This is a genomic window from Bacillus methanolicus PB1 (assembly GCF_000262755.1).
GTDB lineage: Bacteria > Bacillota > Bacilli > Bacillales > Cytobacillaceae > Bacillus_Z > Bacillus_Z methanolicus.
Window position 1 is genome coordinate 803,828 of sequence record NZ_AFEU01000002.1, and the last position, 19,433, is coordinate 823,260.

The 19,433-nt window shown below is 40.0% G+C and carries 13 protein-coding genes and 1 pseudogene; 13 read left to right on the forward strand and 1 reads right to left on the reverse strand.

All coding sequences use genetic code 11. The features are described 5' to 3' along the window. The first annotated feature begins 148 nt into the window (after positions 1–148). From PB1_RS16570 to PB1_RS08960, 4 genes are all read left to right on the forward strand, one after another. Positions 149–2,128: a YecA family protein gene (locus PB1_RS16570; protein WP_003352015.1), complete on the forward strand. Its 1,980-nt coding sequence runs from the start codon at positions 149–151 to the stop codon at positions 2,126–2,128. Between the two features lie 281 nt (positions 2,129–2,409). Further along, the gene (gene secA, locus PB1_RS08950; protein ID WP_003352016.1) at positions 2,410–4,917 is read left to right on the forward strand and encodes a preprotein translocase subunit SecA; all 2,508 of its coding nucleotides are present in this window, start codon (positions 2,410–2,412) and stop codon (positions 4,915–4,917) included. Positions 4,918–5,144: 227 nt separating this feature from the next. Beyond that, positions 5,145–6,246 (forward strand): peptide chain release factor 2 gene (gene prfB, locus PB1_RS08955; RefSeq protein WP_155816406.1). Its coding sequence is split into 2 segments (ribosomal slippage): positions 5,145–5,216 and positions 5,218–6,246, totalling 1,101 coding nucleotides; the frame shifts between segments, so codons are not numbered across the junction. A 383-nt stretch (positions 6,247–6,629) separates the two neighbouring features. Next, positions 6,630–7,493 (forward strand): YitT family protein, encoded by an 864-nt coding sequence (locus PB1_RS08960; protein ID WP_003352018.1) that lies wholly within the window; start codon positions 6,630–6,632, stop codon positions 7,491–7,493. A 286-nt stretch (positions 7,494–7,779) separates the two neighbouring features. On the opposite strand, the gene PB1_RS08965 is transcribed toward PB1_RS08960, so the two are convergent. Next, the gene (locus PB1_RS08965; protein WP_003350502.1) at positions 7,780–9,216 is read right to left on the reverse strand and encodes a DDE-type integrase/transposase/recombinase; all 1,437 of its coding nucleotides are present in this window, start codon (positions 9,214–9,216) and stop codon (positions 7,780–7,782) included. 168 nt (positions 9,217–9,384) lie between these two features. Here PB1_RS08965 and cccB point away from each other — a divergent pair, with 168 nt between their 5' ends. The 9 genes and pseudogenes from cccB (at position 9,385) to PB1_RS09005 (ending at position 19,430) form a co-directional block, all read left to right on the forward strand. After that, the gene (gene cccB, locus PB1_RS08970) at positions 9,385–9,732 is read left to right on the forward strand and encodes a cytochrome c551 (RefSeq protein WP_003352019.1); all 348 of its coding nucleotides are present in this window, start codon (positions 9,385–9,387) and stop codon (positions 9,730–9,732) included. Positions 9,733–10,241: 509 nt separating this feature from the next. Next, on the forward strand, positions 10,242–10,928 hold the full coding sequence (gene ftsE, locus PB1_RS08975) for a cell division ATP-binding protein FtsE (protein WP_003352021.1): 687 nt from the start codon (positions 10,242–10,244) through the stop codon (positions 10,926–10,928). Then, positions 10,918–11,811, forward strand: coding sequence for a permease-like cell division protein FtsX (gene ftsX, locus PB1_RS08980; RefSeq protein ID WP_003352022.1), 894 nt, complete (start codon positions 10,918–10,920; stop codon positions 11,809–11,811). Before ftsE ends, ftsX begins: the two co-directional genes overlap by 11 nt. A gap of 117 nt (positions 11,812–11,928) precedes the next feature. Then, a complete protein-coding gene (locus PB1_RS08985; RefSeq protein WP_003352023.1) occupies positions 11,929–13,233 on the forward strand; it encodes a murein hydrolase activator EnvC family protein in 1,305 nt (434 codons plus the stop codon). Positions 13,234–13,715: 482 nt separating this feature from the next. Next, on the forward strand, positions 13,716–15,125 hold the full coding sequence (locus tag PB1_RS08990) for an alkaline phosphatase family protein (RefSeq protein WP_003352024.1): 1,410 nt from the start codon (positions 13,716–13,718) through the stop codon (positions 15,123–15,125). Positions 15,126–15,213: 88 nt separating this feature from the next. Continuing rightward, the gene (locus tag PB1_RS08995) at positions 15,214–15,993 is read left to right on the forward strand and encodes a DUF4352 domain-containing protein (RefSeq protein WP_003352026.1); all 780 of its coding nucleotides are present in this window, start codon (positions 15,214–15,216) and stop codon (positions 15,991–15,993) included. 613 nt (positions 15,994–16,606) lie between these two features. Continuing rightward, positions 16,607–16,924 (forward strand): annotated as a pseudogene (locus PB1_RS18565) (winged helix-turn-helix transcriptional regulator); the annotation flags it as partial. A gap of 57 nt (positions 16,925–16,981) precedes the next feature. Next, on the forward strand, positions 16,982–17,278 hold the full coding sequence (locus tag PB1_RS18570) for a winged helix-turn-helix transcriptional regulator (protein ID WP_238533121.1): 297 nt from the start codon (positions 16,982–16,984) through the stop codon (positions 17,276–17,278). A 700-nt stretch (positions 17,279–17,978) separates the two neighbouring features. Then, complete coding sequence (locus PB1_RS09005) at positions 17,979–19,430, forward strand: S41 family peptidase (RefSeq protein ID WP_003352028.1); 1,452 nt, start codon at positions 17,979–17,981, stop codon at positions 19,428–19,430. The last annotated feature ends 3 nt before the right edge of the window (positions 19,431–19,433 follow it).

Here is a 19,433-nt window from a genome sequence, read left to right on the forward strand (position 1 = left end):
TTCATTTTGAGATAAGACAAATCTTATGTTTTATTTTATTAAAAAGATGTCTAAACTATGAATGTTTGATAAGATAAAAGAAAAGGCATGAGAATGATAGAATAATGATAGAATGGCGCCATAATTCTATGAAACGGGGAGGATGCCGGTGAACGGAAAAGTAGGACGGAATGATCCGTGTCCATGCGGGAGCGGGAAAAAATATAAAAAGTGCCACGGAGCGAAAGAGACAGTTTCGATTAATCAAATTCTCGAAAATGAGCTTCTGAATCTTCAAAGGCAAATCATAGATTTTGCTTTATTTAACTACGAGAGCGAACTATTAGAGGATTTTGATTTTCAGCGTGAAATGCTCATTCTTTCTGATGAAAGCGAAGAAGAATTTTATGAGTTTATTCACACGTTTTGGTTTACTTGTTTTGAACTGCTCGTTGACGGCGAAACGATCTTGGAACGTTTTATTTCTCAACAGCTGCCGAAAATAAAACGTCCAAGGCTGCAAGAAATTTTCCGGTCATGGACCGGTCCGGAGCTTGTTGCCGGGAAAATCACAGCCATTGAAGAGAATCATCTAGTTGTCAAAGATACATTGCGTCAAGAAAGTTTTACAATAAACCTTTTTGAAAAAATGCAGGGATACGAAAAAGGGGAATACGTCTTTGCGATTTTGCTGCCATACGGACAAAATTATTACTCCTTCCCAAGCTGTTTTAATCTGCCGAAAGAATCCGTGGCAGACTATGAAAAGTTTGTGAAAACGGAATTTGCTGTTTCCGGTTATGAGGATGAGAAAGAATTTTTGAAGGATTATTTTTTAGAGCTTATGAACCATGCTCCTGAAGCGGCTAATAAGATTAAGATTGATGCAATCGATTGGAAGCATGATTCCAACCGGAAAGTTGCCTATTTGTTCGAAGAAGAAATGGAAAGTATCGGAGAACTTCGGCCGTTTATCGATGCGGGCATCATTTTATGGGCTGAATTTTGCCGGAGAACGAACAAGCGGATTCAAAACCCATATATATACGTTGCGGCTTTGCAATATTTAATGTCAATGATTTTACCGACAAGCTTCAGCCTTACGCAGAAACAGCTGGCTAAAGAATACGGAGTGTCAGCAAACAGCATTTCTGCTCGGTATAACGAAATGTTTGATATCTTAGAAGACGAAATAGACAAGTTGATGTCTTTTCGTATCGCCGGATCGAACACGGAATCATTTCCACAATTCATCATCAATAAGCATCCTTCTGCTCCGATGTCGACGGAGCGGGTGATGCATGAAGCATTTCAAGAACTCGCTGATAAAGATTTTAACAGCATTGAAGAGATTAACGAGTATTTGCGGAACAAGAGGTTCGAGCCGAAAAAAAGCAAAAAAGGAATTGTATCAGATCAGGAAAAAGCCCAAAATCTTATATACGATGCGTATGAAATAGAAGGGCCGCAGCGTTACCAACTCGCCAGGGAAGCATTGAAGCTGAATCCTTCTCATCCGGACGGCTATAATATTTTGGCGGAGGAAGCCGGTTCCCTTGTTGAAGCCAATGCCTTGTATAAACAAGGAATGGAGTTAGGAAAAAAAGACCTCGGCGAATCATTTTTTAAAGAAAACAAAGGGCGTTTCTGGGGATTGCTTGAAACGCGTCCGTATATGCGGGCCAAGATGAATTATGCTCAGGCGAGTTATGAATTGGGCCAACTGCAAGAAGCGATTCATCATTTTGAAGAGCTTTTGGAATTGAACCCAAATGATAATCAAGGAGTGCGTTACTCTTTATTCATCGCCTACGTGGATAACAAAGAGCTCGGGAAAGCGAAAAAGCTGTTGAATCAATATAACGAAGAAACTGCTTACGGCTTATATAATTATCTCTTGCTTGAATTGCTGGAAAATGGATTTACTCCATTAGCAGGGAAGTTGTTAAAAAATGCTCAGAAATCAAACAAATATGTGATTGACTATATTACAGGGAAAAAGAAATTGCCTGATTATTCACTGCCTTCATACGGCTTGGGTTCAGTGGAGGAAGCGATCATTTATGTACAAGATCACTTGCATATTTGGCGAAAAATCCCGGGCATTTCTGAATGGCTGACCCAATCTCGAGAAAAAGTAAAAGGGTAAAACAAAGAGGCTGAACCATAAGGGTCTGACTCCCGTATTGGGGGGTCTGGCCCTTTACATTTGAGCCGGCCCCTTCTTTCCATATTTACATAAGTTGTCACTGTATAGCGGAAGTGGTAATATTAATAAGGAAAAAACCGATGATAGCCAAAAAAGCGAATCTTTTTTCATGGATGCCCGTATTGATTACTTGGTTGTGCATCTATATTGAACTAGAGGGTTTACGGGATTTTTTAAGTGATATCGATGCCTGCTACCCGATATAAAAAGGAGCGTTTATCATGCTTGGGATTTTAAATAAAGTGTTTGATCAAAATAAACGCGAGTTAAAACGACTTACAAAGCTGGCTGAGCAAATTGATGCACTTGCTTCCGACACGGAAAAATTAACAGATGACCAACTGCGTGAAAAAACGGAAGAATTTAAAGTCCGCCATCAAAAAGGCGAGTCTTTAGATGATTTGCTTGTTGAGGCATTTGCCGTTGTCCGTGAAGCAGCAAAGCGCGTGCTCGGCTTGTATCCATATCCGGTCCAATTAATGGGGGGCATTGCCCTTCATGACGGAAATATCGCCGAAATGAAGACTGGGGAAGGAAAAACGTTAACGGCAACAATGCCGGTGTACTTAAATGCCCTTACCGGCAGAGGTGTTCACGTTGTTACCGTCAACGAATACCTCGCAAGCCGAGATGCCACCGAAATGGGAAAACTTTATGAATTCCTCGGGCTCACTGTTGGTTTAAACTTAAACGGAATGTCGAAAGAGGAAAAAAAGGCGGCATATGCAGCCGACATTACGTATGGAACGAATAATGAGTTCGGGTTTGACTATTTGCGTGATAACATGGTGCTTTACAAGCATGACAAAGTGCAGCGTCCGCTTCATTTTGCGGTGATTGACGAGGTCGATTCAATTCTGATTGACGAAGCCCGCACTCCTCTCATTATTTCCGGAACCGCGCAAAAGTCAGCCCGGCTTTATATTCAGGCAAATGCTTTTGTCCGGACATTGAAAAAAGACGAAGATTATACGTATGATGAAAAAACAAAAGGCGTTCAGCTTACAGAAGAAGGGATTACAAAAGCAGAACGTGCTTTTGGCATTGACAACCTGTTTGATATTTCTCATGTGACATTGAACCATCATATTAATCAGGCACTTAAAGCCAATGTCAGCATGCACCGCGACGTAGATTACGTCGTGCAGGACGGTGAAATTGTCATCGTCGACCAATTTACCGGCCGCTTAATGAAAGGCCGACGCTACAGTGATGGACTTCACCAGGCGATTGAAGCGAAAGAAGGCCTTGAAATTCAAAATGAAAGCATGACGCTGGCAACGATTACGTTCCAGAACTACTTCCGTATGTATGAAAAACTGGCCGGTATGACCGGTACAGCTAAAACGGAAGAAGAGGAATTTCGCAATATTTACAACATGAATGTTGTTGCGATCCCGACAAATATGCCGGTCATTCGTGAAGACCGTCCGGATTTGATTTACGCTACGATGGAAGGGAAATTCCGTGCAGTAGTAGAAGACATCGCCGAACGGCATAAAAAAGGACAGCCTGTTCTTGTCGGTACCGTTGCTATTGAAACATCTGAATTAATTTCAAAGCTTTTACAGAAAAAAGGCATTCTCCATAATGTCTTAAATGCGAAAAACCATGAACGCGAAGCAGAGATTATTGCTCAGGCAGGACAGCGCAGCGCTGTGACGATTGCGACAAACATGGCCGGACGTGGTACGGACATTAAGCTCGGCGAAGGAGTAAGAGAGCTTGGCGGACTTGCTGTCATTGGCACAGAGCGCCATGAAAGCCGCCGGATCGATAATCAGCTGCGCGGACGTTCCGGACGCCAAGGGGATCCGGGTGTAACCCAATTTTATCTTTCTATGGAAGATGAATTAATGCGCCGTTTCGGATCCGACAATATGAAAGCGATGATGGAGCGCCTCGGCATGGATGATTCGCAGCCGATTCAAAGCAAAATGGTGTCAAAAGCGGTTGAATCTGCGCAAAAACGTGTGGAAGGCAACAACTTTGATGCCCGTAAACAGCTGCTCCAATATGACGACGTTCTTCGCCAACAGCGTGAAATTATTTACAAGCAGCGCGATGAAGTGCTTGAATCGGAAAATCTTCGGGAAATTGTTGAAAGCATGATTCAATCCGTTATTGAGCGAAATGTCGAAGCTTATGCGCCAAGCCATGAGGATGAGGAACAATGGAACTTGCAAGGCATCATTGATTTTGTCAACGGAAATCTTCTTCAAGAAGGCGATATGACAATTAACGACATTCGCGGCAAAGAGCCGGAAGAAATTTCGGAAATTATTTTTGCAAAGGTGAAAGAGCGTTATGATGAAAAAGAAGAGATGCTCGGGCCTGAGCAAATGCGTGAATTTGAAAAAGTGATCGTGCTTCGCGCTGTTGACTCTAAATGGATGGATCACATTGACGCGATGGATCATCTTCGCCAAGGCATCCACTTGCGTGCATACGGCCAGATTGACCCGCTTCGCGAATACCAGAACGAAGGGTATGCGATGTTTGAAAATATGATTGCTTCGATTGAAGAAGATGTTGCAAAATATATAATGAAGGCTGAAATCCACAATAACCTCGAGCGTCAGGAAGTAGCAAAAGGCCATGCGGTGAATCCGAAAGAGGGCGGGGAAAAGCCGAAGAAAAAGCCAATTGTCAAGAAAATTAACATAGGCCGCAACGACCCATGCTTCTGCGGCAGCGGCAAAAAATACAAAAACTGCCACGGAGCATAGGCAGGGGTCTGGCCCTCAGTACGGTAACGCGTTAAAGCAAAGGGGGCCAGACCCTCAGTACGGTGATGCGTTAAAGCGATAGGGGTCTGACCCTCAGTACAGTGATGCATTAATTTGCTAAAGTGTTTTAAGAGAGCCGGCCGGCAGAGCCGACTCTTTTTTCCTTCCGATTGATTGCTTTTCGGAGAAATAACGATATAATGATAGAAAATTTTTGAGGTGATGATATGGAATTAGCAGATATTCGCAATGAACTTGAAAAAACAGCTAAGAAATTAGCGGACTTCAGGGGGTCTCTTTGACCTCGAAAATAAAGAAGCCCGGATCGCCGAGCTTGATGAAATAATGCTTCAGCCGGACTTTTGGGATGATCAGCAAAAAGCCCAGACAATCATTAATGAAGCAAACGGCTTAAAAGACCTTGTCAATGAATTTAATGACTTGAATGAAACGTTAGAGAACCTGGATTTAACATATGAACTCGTGAAAGAGGAAAATGACGCCGAATTGAAGGAAGAATTAGAGAATGAACTAAAGGACTTTACAAAACGCGTCAATCAGTTTGAACTTCAGCTTCTGCTCAATGAACCTTACGATAAAAACAATGCGATCTTGGAACTCCATCCGGGTGCAGGCGGTACCGAGTCCCAAGATTGGGGATCTATGCTTCTTCGCATGTATACACGGTGGGCGGAGAAAAAAGGTTTCAAGGTGGAAACGCTTGATTATCTGCCCGGCGATGAAGCTGGTATTAAAAGCGTTACGCTTGCAATTAAAGGCCATAATGCTTACGGATATTTAAAAGCCGAAAAAGGGGTGCATCGCCTCGTGCGGATTTCTCCGTTTGATGCATCGGGCCGCCGCCACACTTCCTTTGTTTCTTGCGAGGTTATGCCGGAATTTAACGATGAAATTGAGATCGAAATCCGGCCGGAAGATTTGAAGATAGATACGTATCGTTCCAGCGGCGCCGGCGGTCAGCACGTTAACACGACTGATTCAGCCGTCCGGATTACACATATTCCGACGGGTGTGGTCGTAACGTGCCAGACTGAGCGTTCACAAATCAAAAACCGCGAACGCGCGATGAACATGTTAAAAGCAAAGCTTTATCAGAAAAAAATTGAAGAGCAAGAAAAAGAACTTGCAGAAATTCGCGGGGAACAAAAAGAAATCGGCTGGGGAAGCCAGATCCGGTCTTACGTGTTCCACCCATACTCTCTTGTTAAAGATCACCGCACCAATACGGAAATCGGGAACGTCCAGGCGGTAATGGACGGTGACATTGATCCGTTTATTAATGCTTACTTGCGTTCACGATTACAGTAATATTTTGTAAAACCTTGCTGTGTTTGGGCAGCAAGGTTTTTTTATTGTTGGATTGGTTTTATGAATATTTTTTAAGAGCCGATTTTTTATAAATTATAAACCAATTTCTTAGTTTTATAATCTCCAATTTCGATAATTTATGATCCGGTTTCGACCATTTATCATCCAATTTACATCTTCGGTGATTTTATAAACCAGTTCAAAATTCCTTTGAAAATTTCATAAAAATATGACATTTTTCAAAACCTAAACAAAAACAAAAGAAATTTTATCACTTTAATACGGCAGTTTGTTGGCGTTTACACTATTTAAACGCCATGCTATACTCACTTTCGGAAATTATGCATCGGCATCTTTTGAGCGTTTTGGAGGAGTTATTCGAAATGAGGAAAAAGAGAAATTATCCTATTAATCCAAAATTAGAAAAATTATGGGAGTATATGAATGTCCTCGCAGGGTCTGCAATCATTGCGATTGCATTTAATGTGTTTCTGCTTCCTAACCGAGTTGCATCAGGCGGCGTCAGCGGTATCAGCACTATACTGGACGCACTTTTTAATTGGGAGCCGGCTTACGTTCAGTGGGCTTTCAACATTCCGCTTTTTATAGCCGGGCTGATTTTTTTAGGGAGGCAATTCGGAACGAAGACACTTGTTGGAACCGTATTTTTGCCGCTTGTTGTATTTTTGACAAACGACTGGGGCTCCTGGACAAATGAACCTCTTCTTGGATCCATATTCGGGGGGATTGGTGTCGGGCTTGGTCTAGGAATTGTTTTTCGGGGAAAATCCTCTACGGGCGGAACCGATCTGGCTGCGCAAATCATTAATAAATTTACCGGCCTGTCATTAGGTACGTGTGTAGCAATTATTGATGGCCTGATCGTTTTGACGGCTGCTTTTGTATTTGATATAGAACGCGGTCTGTATGCACTGATTGCACTTTATGTTACGAGCAAGACGATTGATCTCGTTCAAGTGGGATTCGGCCGCTCGAAAATGACAATAATTATTACGAGCAAACAGGAAGAAATTTGCAATGGAATATTGAATAAAATTGACCGTGGTGTGACAAAACTATCAGCATATGGAGGGTACACCGACCATGAACGCCCGGTTTTAATGTGTGTAGTGGACCAAACGGAGTTCACAAAATTGAAACAACTGGTCAAAGCCATTGATCCGACAGCATTTATCGTTGTTATGGATGCTTCCGAGGTACTTGGCGAGGGTTTTAAACGGGTCTAATACTGGTATAATATAGGTGTACTTTTCAATTATTTACGGTAGTGTCAAAAGTTCTATGAAAACTCAGTATTGGAAGGATGTGTTCTACCGAAAATAGAGAAAATGCCGCCGCAATCGCTCTTGACAAACACGTCAATGGTTTAATTTTGAACCAACAAGGGCGAAGGGAACAAAAAGAAGGCACACCAAAGAAGCCCTTGCCAATTCCCATTTTAAACCATTGACTGGTTCGGTTTGTCAAGAGTTCGCTTCGCCGATGCTGGTAAGGGCTCTGCTAAACAAAAAGTTAGGCAGTTTGCTCTACTAGCCATTGTTGAGCTAAACCAATCAGTTTTGTCCAACGTGCAGGCATATTCGGCAGTTCTTTTAGTTCTGGAATAACTACAGGCACTTTGCCTTCTAGGGCTGAATGTGGCCGCAAGAAGTTAAAGTAAGCTACAAACAAGGTCACATAAGAAACGGATCCGTGATCGGATCCAAATCCGTGTGTCGATCTGTAATTGCCCTTAAATGTTCGATTCAGTCTTTCAATGATTTGTTTTAGCGGTCTGTATTCCGTGGAAACCAGGTCTTCGTTGGTTAGTCCAATGACCTGCTTCACATCAAATGTAATACCGTGTTGGGCAAAAAAGTGTTGTGCTAAAAGGTAAATTGGATTGCCATCTACGACAAAGGTGAGGTCTTCCGGGATCTCTTTCATCTTCCATAAGACCTCATCAATCGCACGGATGGCAGACACCGTATCACGATTTGGAGAAACAGGGTAGGACAGAATAATCTTCTTTACCGCATCAAAAAAGAAAAAAAGATAATGCCAACGGCCATTCACCTTTATGTATGTTTCGTCTCCGCAGAATTGATCAGAGAGCTCATAAGGATAATGATCCACATAAGGTTTGAGCATCAGTGCTACGCTGTTTTCGTAATTCAATATACTCTGGTGAGAGATGTTTACACCGTGAACATCCTTCATCAGTGCAGCTGTTTTCCGAGCTGATAGGCCATAGTTAACATGGTAAGTTAAAATGAGTCCTAATGTATGCGGTGACACATGAAGCCTGGACAAATCCACTTTTGGCTTCTTAGGTGAATGTTTAGCTAACGGCTGATAATCAATTTGAAACTGACGGAATATGTATCGAACTTTAAAAGACTGAGGATCCTTTTCGAACTGCTTTTTCTCTTTTTTAGACATTCCTTGCAGTTTCTTTTTGTAATACGGACAGTCATTGTTTTTGCACTTAAATACGAGAAAATCTTTTCTTTCCTTGATCTTCTCGAGTGTTTTAGAACAGTGTGGGCATTTGAGTACAGCCTCTTTGGCATATTGGTTCTTTTTATTAAACAGACACGCACACACCTTACATTGATACTGTCCTTTGCCTCCGTTATTGGCATAAAGATAATCGGACGGAGCACCACACCTTGGACATTTCATGGATGAAGGTACCTTACCTTTTGAATGGGAACGCCTCTGAACAGGTTTGAGAGGTTTCCCGTTCTTCTCCAAATATTCTGTGAGAAGAATTTGATAATCAAGCTTTTGTAGAGTTTCAATAATCGGTAGCTCATCCACCTGAAGTTTTTGATAAGGCTTATTTACAGGCTTTTCTGTTGGCTTATCAAACATGTTTTTTCCAATTAGAAGAGTAAGTAATGTTCGAATCATTTGATCTTGGTGCTTGATATATTCAAGCAAATAGGTTAATAATTGAGGTAACAACTTGTCACTTCCTTGTTTTAGGATTGGTGTGTGTGTGGTTACCTCACTAATACCCTAAAACAATGGGGGTGGCAAGTTTTTTGTTTATAAAACCTTAAATATCAATAAATTATCCAAATTTTATCTAAAAATTTTTGACAATACGTTATTTACAATGGGGGGAATACAATGAAAAAGAAGCTACTAGCCTTGTTCATGGGCGCTTCTCTCGTTTTGGCTGCCTGCGGCGGGGAAGATAATGCTGAGAAAGACACATCGACAAACAATGGCGGCGGCGGTGAAACAACGACTGCGGATGCAGGTGATGCACAAAAAATATTTAACCAAAAATGTTCAAGCTGCCACGGACAAAATCTTGAAGGCGGAGTAGGTCCTGCGCTTGACAAAGTTGGTTCCAGACTTTCAAAAGAAGATATTGAAAAAGTTATCGCTGAAGGAAAAGGCGCCATGCCAAAAGGTTTGCTTCAAGGAGAAGAAGCTTCTACTGTAGCTGAATGGCTGGCCGGCAAAAAATAAATAGTCCGAAAATTAATGGCTGACCCAAACCGGTCCACCTTTGAATATAATCAATGTTTCTATAATTCAGACGGGTGCCGTGTACATTTGGGGCAGCCTTTATTTTTTAAAAGAAAATGCCCCTTGCCAAAAACGTCAGCAATAAAAATTCCTTTCCTTTTAAATTGCTTGCAAAAAACCACCTTTACAATTGTCATCTTTCTTTTACATTCCTGTTAAAAAACTCCCCAAAACAATATTTTGACAAAAATTTTAAAGCTCCCTAACCCGAAGAAAGCCAACAAAGATCAAATTGTAGTAAAAATCGACTAATTTGAAATGAAACTGTAATATTTTTTACCGTTAATTTGACAAATTATGATGTTATAATGGGTTTGTGCAATAAGGGCAAGAAAAGATTTTGGCGATTAATGAAAAACAATGTCAATTGGAAATTCGCAAAAAATGTCGAAATAATAGTCTAAATGGCTTATGAATCAATCGACAAGTTTTGGATTTAGGTGATATGAATGATTCAAATGCAGGATGTACATAAAAAATATCCAAACGGTGTTACAGCTGTTAGTGGCATCGATGTAAAAATCGATCAGGGAGAATTTGTATATATTGTTGGACCGAGCGGTGCGGGAAAGTCTACGTTTATCAAAATGATCTATCGTGAAGAAAAACCATCTAAAGGTGTCATTTTAATTAACGGTGTGGATATTAGCAGATTAAAAGACAAAAAAGTTCCTCTTCTCCGCCGCAACATTGGGGTAGTGTTCCAAGATTTTAAGCTGCTTCCTACGTTGACAGTTTTCGAGAATGTTGCATTTGCCCTGGAAGTAATTGAAGAGCAGCCAAATTTAATAAAGAAAAAAGTTATGGAAACTCTTGATCTTGTAGGCTTAAAGCATAAAGCGCGGATGCTTCCGACGGAGCTTTCGGGCGGGGAACAGCAGCGGGTTTCGATTGCACGTTCCATTGTGAATTCACCGAAAATTGTAATAGCGGACGAGCCTACAGGAAATCTTGACCCGGAAACTTCATGGGAAATTATGAGCATCTTTGAAGAAATCAACGCGAGAGGAGCGACCGTGGTCATGGCTACACATAACAAGGAAATCGTTAACACGATCAAGCATCGAGTCATCGCAATTGAAAGCGGCAGAATTGTTCGTGACGAACAAAGAGGAGAATATGGCTATGAAAGCTAGAACATTTCGCCGTCATGTCAGAGAAAGTTTTAAAAGCCTTGGAAGAAATGGTTGGATGACATTTGCGTCCGTAAGCGCCGTGACTGTAACACTTATAATTGTTGGCGTATTTTTCGTCATTATGATGAATCTCAATAAAGTGGCGTCAACCATAGAAGAGGACGTGGAAATCCGCGTTCACATCGATCCTGTTGCTAAACAACAAGACCAGCAAGTTCTAAGGAAAAAAATAGAACAAATCCCGGAAGTAAAAAGTATTGAATTCTCCTCAAAGGAAGAAGAACTCGATAACTTAATTGACAGTTTGGGAGAAGAAGGAAAAGTCTTTAAACCGTTCGAGCAGGATAACCCGTTAAACGATGTATTTATCGTAAAGGCGAAAAATCCGACAGATACGATGAAAGCTGCTAAGAAAATTGAAAATTTGGAGTACGCGGCAAAGGTAAAATACGGACAGGGTTCAGTTGAAAAATTATTCAAATTTATCGAAACAAGCCGGAATGTTGGACTCGTTTTAATAATCGGTCTGTTATTCACGGCCATGTTTTTGATCTCCAATACGATAAAAATTACGATCGTTGCGAGAAGAAGAGAAATCGAGATTATGAAATTAGTAGGAGCGACCAACACTTTTATTCGCTGGCCGTTTTTCCTTGAAGGATTATGGATCGGATTGCTCGGTTCAATCTTGCCGATTGCTCTTGTTTCATCGGCTTATTATTATGCTTACGACTATTTGGAGCCAAAGCTGGCCAATCATTTTATAAAAATACTTGAGTTTAATCCTTTTGTTTACCAGGTTGCCTGCCTGCTCATTTTAATGGGGGCTTTAATCGGAATCTGGGGAAGCATGATGTCAATGAGAAAGTTTTTAAAAGTTTAGACGCGCTTAGAAGGCCTCCGTGCGGGCTTTTCTAAGCCTTATAAAAAACGAGAAATACATACATAAATTCGATGATTTACCTGTACAAAGTTGAAAATGGAAAGGAGAAATCGGAACTTGAAAAGGTCATTATTAACCCTGTCCGTTGCAGCAACGGTAGGAGTTGGGAGTTTATTTACGGGGGTGGCGCCCGATTCGGCAATCGCATCTACCAAATTGCAAGAATTGCAAAATAAAAAGTATGAACTTCAAAAGAAGCGTTCAGGTTTAGAGTCGGGAATTAATAAAGCAGATCAAGAGATTAACAGATTGCAAAGTGAACAGGAAAAAGTCGTTGCAGAGATTAAGAGACTCGATCTTGCGATTGGAGATACAAATGAAAAAATTAATGAAAAAAATGTGCAAATCGCAGAAACGAAAGCAGAAATTGAAAAGCTGAGAGGCGAAATTGCCGTTTTGCAAGAAAGGATTAAAAAACGCGATGCAATGCTAAAAGAGCGGGCGCGTTCATTCCAGGAAACCGGTGGAATGGTAAGCTACATAGATGTATTAATGGGTGCCCAAAGCTTTTCAGACTTTATTGACCGGGTAGGGGCTGTAGCAACATTCGTGGAAGCTGATCAGGAAATTCTTCGCGAGCATATGGAAGATAAAGCGCTTTTAGAGGAAAAACAGGCAAAAGTAGAAAAGGATTTAGCCGAGCTTGAAAAAATGCTTGCCGAACTTGAAAACATGAAAAAGCAGCTGAATGCTCAAAAAGCGGAAAAAGATCGATTAATGTCTACATTGAAAAAACAAGAAGAGCACAAGCATACAGAAAAGCTTGCACTTGAAGAAGAAAAAGAAGTACTTGAAGCTCAAGAAGCAGCTATGCAAAAAGCGATCCAGCTAGAAAAGCAGCGTCTTGCCGAACTTGAAAGACAAAGACAAACACAAGTACAGAAAAGAAGCTCCGGAGGCAGCGGCGGCTCCGTCAGCTATGGCGGTGGCGGCGGTTCAAATCTTTTGACTCCGCCAGTATCAAGCGGAATGTTCATGAAACCTGCAAATGGCAGTTTCACATCGGGATTTGGTCCACGCGATGGAGAATTCCATGCAGGTATTGATATTGCGAATAGTGCGAATGTTCCGGTCGTAGCAGCAGCTGACGGTGTTGTTATCCGTTCCTACTATTCTTCCAGCTATGGAAACTGTATCTTTATTTCCCACTCTATTAATGGCCAGATTTATACAACAGTCTATGCTCACATGCAGAGCAGACTTGTTGGTACAGGCGCAGTGGTTTCAAAAGGCCAGCAAATTGGCGTAATGGGAAATACTGGATATTCCTTCGGCCAACATTTGCACTTTGAAATTCATAAAGGCCCATGGAATCCATCAAAATCCAATGCGGTAGATCCATTAAATTACTTATCTATGTAAATCTTGTAGAAGTACAAAAAAGTTGTTAAAAAGCTCTTAAAATGTATAAATATAAGTTAGAAAAAACACAACATTATCAAAGCTAGAGTTGACTATGTTGTGTTTTTTTTATTTATTAAGGGGAGTCCTTTAAGAGGCCAAATTTAATTACATTTGGACCGAAGAAAGAATAAGTGTGGGGAGTTTGAAAATTACAAACCTTGGCGAACTAGTTTGGGTGTACCATCAAAATGGAAGAGTTACAAGTTTACCAGGTGTAAAGATTAATAAAATGCTTCATACATTATCCAATTTGGAAAGCGGTTTCTAATTATTTTTAATAATAGGAAAAGAAGGATTGAATCTTACATTGTTTTATTTATGTAAAGAATCAATTAATAAAACAATCTATATCTTTAAAGAATATCAATACTAGATTAATAATTTACAAATATAATCATTATAGCCATAACGTTGGAAAACTAAACAGGGGGGGATTTTAGTTGTTTAAGAAAAAATTCATAAGAAAATTAGTACCTATAGCAGTTTTATCATCTGTTGCTTTTGGTAGTTTAATGGGTAACTTACCAGAGACGAAGGCAAAGCAAATGGGAATTCATCAGGAAAATCGTCAAGGAAATCAATCTCAAATTAAAAACGTAATTGTCTTAATCGGTGACGGCATGGGAGTTTCTTATACTTCTGCATACCGCTACTTAAAGAACGATCCAGCGACAAAGGTTGCTGAACGAACAGCATTTGACCAATACCTTGTAGGCCAGCAAATGACTTACCCTGAAGACCCTCACCAAAACGTAACCGACTCTGCTTCTGCTGCAACTGCGATGTCTGCAGGAATTAAAACATATAACAATGCGATTGCAGTTGACAACGACAAATCAGAAGTAAAAACAGTTCTAGAAGCTGCTAAAGAAGAAGGAAAAGCGACAGGTCTTGTTGCAACTTCGGAAATTACACACGCAACACCAGCTTCTTTCGGCTCACATGATGAAAGCCGTAAAAACATGAACTCGATTGCTGATGACTACTTTGATGAAATGGTCAGCGGAAAACATAAAATTGACGTTCTTCTTGGCGGCGGTTTAAGTAATTTTGAACGTGGTGACCGCAATTTGACAGAGGAATTTAAAAAAGATGGATACAGCTATGTAACAAACCGTGAACAGATGCTGAAAGATAAAAATAATCAAATTCTTGGGTTGTTCGCTCCAGGCGGACTTCCAAAGAAAATTGACCGTACAGAAGACATCCCTTCATTAGAAGAAATGACAAACACTGCTATTTCAAAATTAAATAAAGATAAAGATGGTTTCTTCCTAATGGTAGAAGGAAGCCAAATTGACTGGGCAGGGCATGACAATGATATTGTCGCTGTTATGAGTGAAATGGAAGATTTTGAAAAAGCCTTTAAAGCAGCCATCGAGTTTGCGAAAAAGGACAAGCATACGTTAGTTGTTGCAACCGCTGACCATTCAACTGGCGGATATTCCATCGGTGCAAACAACAATTACAACTGGTTCGGCGAACCAATCAAAGCAGCAAAACGTACTCCTGACTTCATGGCAGAAGAAATTGTTAAAGGTGCAGATGTTGAAGCGACATTGAAAAAATATATTGATCAAAACATCCTAGCATTAACAGCAGCAGAAATACAATCAGTTAAAGATGCAGCTAAAACAAACAAAGTTGTTGACATCGACAATGCCATTGAGAATATTTTCAATAAGCGTTCCAGTACTGGTTGGACAACAGGCGGTCATACAGGTGAAGACGTTCCTGTCTATGCATTCGGACCGGGAAGTGAAAAGTTTGTTGGACAAATTGATAACACTGACATCGCAAAATATGTTTTCGATGCGTTAAATTATGACATTAAAATCGAAGATAAATAAACAATAATCAGACAAGATAAGAGCATCCCGTTGCTTTAATAAAGGCAGCGGGAACTTTTTTGAATAGAAATCAGCTGGAGGAATCATCGTGAAACAAACTCTATCTATACTATTTTTAATCATCTTGCTTGCCGGCTGTTCATCAACTAAAAACAACGAAGCAAATACAGGAAATGAAATCCAAACAGAAAACAACGTGAACGAAAAAAATGATGAAACTAAACAGCAAAAGAATCAGGAGCAAACTGAGAACAAAATTGACAACGACCAGGAATACCAGCCTAATCCTCAAGTGCCGGATGATCGCTCCTTACAAAAGGTTGGTCAAACGTATGAAGACGAAAAAGGCGAATCCACTTTAAAAGCTATTAAAAGCGTCAACAAAACGTATGAAGTTGGTCCAATAGAATTAACAGTAAAAGAGATGAAATTAATCCACTTAAGACCGGATTATAGTATGATCGATTATTTTCATGTGTTAACACATAAGGAGGAATTTGATTTCGTTAAAGTTTTCGTTGAAATCAAAAATACCTCTTCGGAGAAAGTGAATTTTGCACCGATTGAACTACTTAAAACAAACACAGGCGAAACATTCGATTGGGAAAAAGATATTTATCTTGAAGAGCTTCACGGTGAAATTGAAGGAAATAGCACAAAAGCTGGAAACCTTGGTTTTATTATTAATGCTGCAGGTGGTCAAGCGGACAAAGACGAGCATGACAAGGGGACAGATGGTCATAAGTCTGAAGATGTGCATGGTAATGAAGCAAAGGATATTAAGTGGATTGAGATAAAGACAAGTGATGTATTTGATAAAAACAAGAAAAAAATCAGCGAATCGCAAAAAATTAAAATTGAGTTTTAACAAAGAGGCTGTCTCATAAGGGTCTGACCCCATGTTCGTTTATCAATATATAGCACATTTATCCAACATTATGTCCTATATATTGTGTAATGGGATCTGACCTTTTGTCTTTTTATGCAGTTCTATCTAGAAGACTAAATCTATCGCGGTGGCTGAAATGCCATGAAGGTTTGAGACAGCCTCTTTGTTATACAAACCAAACTATTTAGTAGATAAATCTGTCATTATCGTCAAAAATTCCTTTAGATGCATATAAATATCAAGTAAACGGACGTTCAGCTATAGATTTGTGCAAATAATTTTTAAGGGCTTTTTTGTACTTATACAAATTTGATTATATTGCTTATCCGGCATAAACGGACAGCAAGCCTAATAAATTAAGATAAATAATAATGAGGCTGACCATTAAGATCCTGGTTCCCTTCTGCAATTACTAAATAGTAACTAAGGGTGCCTGGCTCTTTGTTTTAGGTCAGCCTTCCATTCTTGTGAGCACCTTATAAATTATTTTGGTTAAGTTGAAAAAAGTTCTAATACTTTAAAAAATGCGTGTAGGTACTTTTTTGTGTTATAATATCAAAAAGTATACTTAATACATCTGGAGATGAATCTGATGAACAAGGAAAAACTCAATGATATTTATCGCGAAAAAGAATTAACATTGTCTGTCTTAGAGGGAAAATGGAAATTAATCATATTATGTCATTTAGGGCTAAAAGGGACAAAACGGTTTACGGAACTTAAAAACTTAATCCCTGACATTACCCAGCGAATGTTAACCAACCAACTAAGGGAATTGGAGAAAGACGGACTAGTTCATCGCGAGGTATATCCCGTAGTTCCTCCAAAAGTGGAATATTCCCTGACGGAACTGGGAAAAAGCTTAATGCCGATCATAGAAATGCTGGAAGAATGGGGTAAAAACTATCTAAAAGAGACAAATCAAAAAAATAAGGGCGTGTATTACGAAAAAGTACAAACATTGTCTGTGATCGAGGGAAAATGGAAATTAGTTATTTTATGCCATCTAGGGTTAAAAGGGACAAAGCGATTCATGGAACTAAAAAAATTAATCCCTAACATTACGCAAAAAATGTTAACCAATCAACTAAGAGAACTTGAGGAAGACGGACTTGTACATCGAGAAGTATATCCTGTTGTTCCTCCAAAAGTGGAATATTCCTTGACAGAACAAGGTAAAAGTTTAATGTCCGTTCTAAAAATGCTCGAAGAGTGGGGCAAAAAATATATAAAACAAATTGAACAGAATGCGGCTGCCCGATAAGCCGATTTGACAGGTTCAGCTGCAAAAAAAGTGAATTAAGGGAAGGAGCTCTTTTGCTTCTTCCTTTTTATATGAATAAAATGGATCTTCGGAGCGGAGATTATTTCGCAAAAGTAGCCGTTTTTACCTCAATAATGTGGTGTGGCTCGCTCTTAACCATGATCAACGGCAGGTTATGAGCCCTTATTTTGAAATATAAGCCCTTATTTTGAAATATAAGCCCTTATTTTGAAATATGAGCCCTTATTTTGAAATATGAGCCTTTATTTTGAAATATGAGCCTTTATTTTGAAATATGAGCCTTTATTTTGAAATATGAGCCTTTATTCAGATAAATGAGCCTTCATTCGAATAAATGAGCCGTCATTCGATTTTATGAGCCGTCATTTGATTTTATGAGCCTTCCATCAAACATATGAGCCGTCGACACATTTATGGAACCTTCAATCAATTATATGTGCCGTCAATCACATTCATAAGCCTTCATTCCTATTCCAATATATGAACAAAAATGAAACCGAACCGGTCAGCTGCCTGTTTTCTTATATTCAATTAATGCTTCGAAACAAATCTTTTAAAAGCAATATTTTTCATAACTCGTCCATTTGAACATATATTGTTTTTGACAGTCATATTTTTTGGACTTAAAGCAGCATGATCGAAAAAAGAATCCGGGCAGCAGTTGAAGAGGGGGATGGTGTTGAATCGCAAATGGATTGCATTATTAATGGCGGGGTCGTTAATTACAGGAGCCGGCGGCACATACGCAGGAATGAAATGGGCCGAAGCAAATATGGAGAAGGCAAATCAAGAACAAAACGAAGAGCAGTTATCCACTAATGAAGGCAATTTAATTAAAACCGACTTAAGAAAAGTCGAACAAGCCTACAGTCTTATTTTGAACAAGTATGTTGAAAAGGTGGACGAAGAACAGCTTGTTGAAGGGGCTATTCAAGGGATGCTTTTAACTTTAAAAGACCCTTATTCTGTTTATATGGATAAAGAAACTGCCCGACAATTTAATGAAACGTTGGAATCATCGTTTGAGGGAATCGGAGCCGAGGTCAGCATGATTGACGGAAAGATTGTGATCGTCGCTCCATTTAAAGATTCACCTGCGGAAAAAGCAGGTTTAAAGCCAAATGACCAAATTTTAAAAGTGGATGGAGAAAGTGTTGAGGGACTCGATTTATACGAAGCAACTTTAAGAATCCGCGGTGAAAAAGGTACAAAGGTAACGCTGGAAATTTCTCGCCAGGGGCTCAAAGAGCCGATAACCGTTGAAGTAAAACGTGATGAAATCCCGCAAATCACGGTATATTCTGATGTGAAAAACATAAATGGAAAAGACATTGGCTATATTGAATTAACTTCTTTTTCCGAGAATACAGCAGAGGAGTTTAAAACGCAATTGAAGTCAATGGAAAAAGACGGGATTGATGGACTTGTGATTGATGTACGCGGCAATCCGGGGGGCCTTCTTTCGACCGTTGAAGAAATAGTAAGAGAACTTGTGACTAACAAAAAGCCATATGTGCAAATTGAACACCGCAATGGAGAAAAAGACCGCTACTTTTCCACGCTGAAAAAACCAAAACAATATCCGATTGCCGTCCTTGTTGATAAAGGGAGCGCCTCTGCCTCGGAAATATTGGCGGGTGCTTTAAAAGAGGCACAAGGGTATCCGTTGATCGGGGAACATACTTTTGGTAAAGGAACCGTTCAGCAGCCAGTTCAGATGGAAGATGGCAGCAATATTAAGCTGACACTGTTTAAATGGCTTACGCCTGATGGAAACTGGATTCACAAGAAAGGAATTGAACCGGATATTAAAGTCAGCCAGCCTGATATTTTCCATACCCATCCTTTGAAAATTGAAAAACCTCTTGAGAAAGACATGAACAATGAGCAAGTAAAAAACGCTCAGGAAATGCTTGATGAATTAAGCTTCGAACCGGGCCGGACCGATGGCTATTTCAGCGAGTTGACAGAAAAAGCAGTCAAAGCGTTCCAGCTGCAGCACGACATAAAACCAACAGGCATCATTGATGGAGAGACTGCGGCCGCACTTCAAGGGGCAATTATTGAAGAATTGAAAAAAGAAGAAAATGATCTCCAGCTGCAAACCGCCTTGCGGTTGTTAGCGAGGTGACAG

Coding starts and splice junctions, on each gene's coding strand:
- secA (WP_003352016.1), top strand. CDS start 2,410: ATGCTTGGGATTTTAAATAAAGTGTTTGATCAAAATAAACGCGAGTTA.
- PB1_RS08960 (WP_003352018.1), top strand. CDS start 6,630: ATGAGGAAAAAGAGAAATTATCCTATTAATCCAAAATTAGAAAAATTA.
- cccB (WP_003352019.1), top strand. CDS start 9,385: ATGAAAAAGAAGCTACTAGCCTTGTTCATGGGCGCTTCTCTCGTTTTG.
- ftsE (WP_003352021.1), top strand. CDS start 10,242: ATGATTCAAATGCAGGATGTACATAAAAAATATCCAAACGGTGTTACA.
- ftsX (WP_003352022.1), top strand. CDS start 10,918: ATGAAAGCTAGAACATTTCGCCGTCATGTCAGAGAAAGTTTTAAAAGC.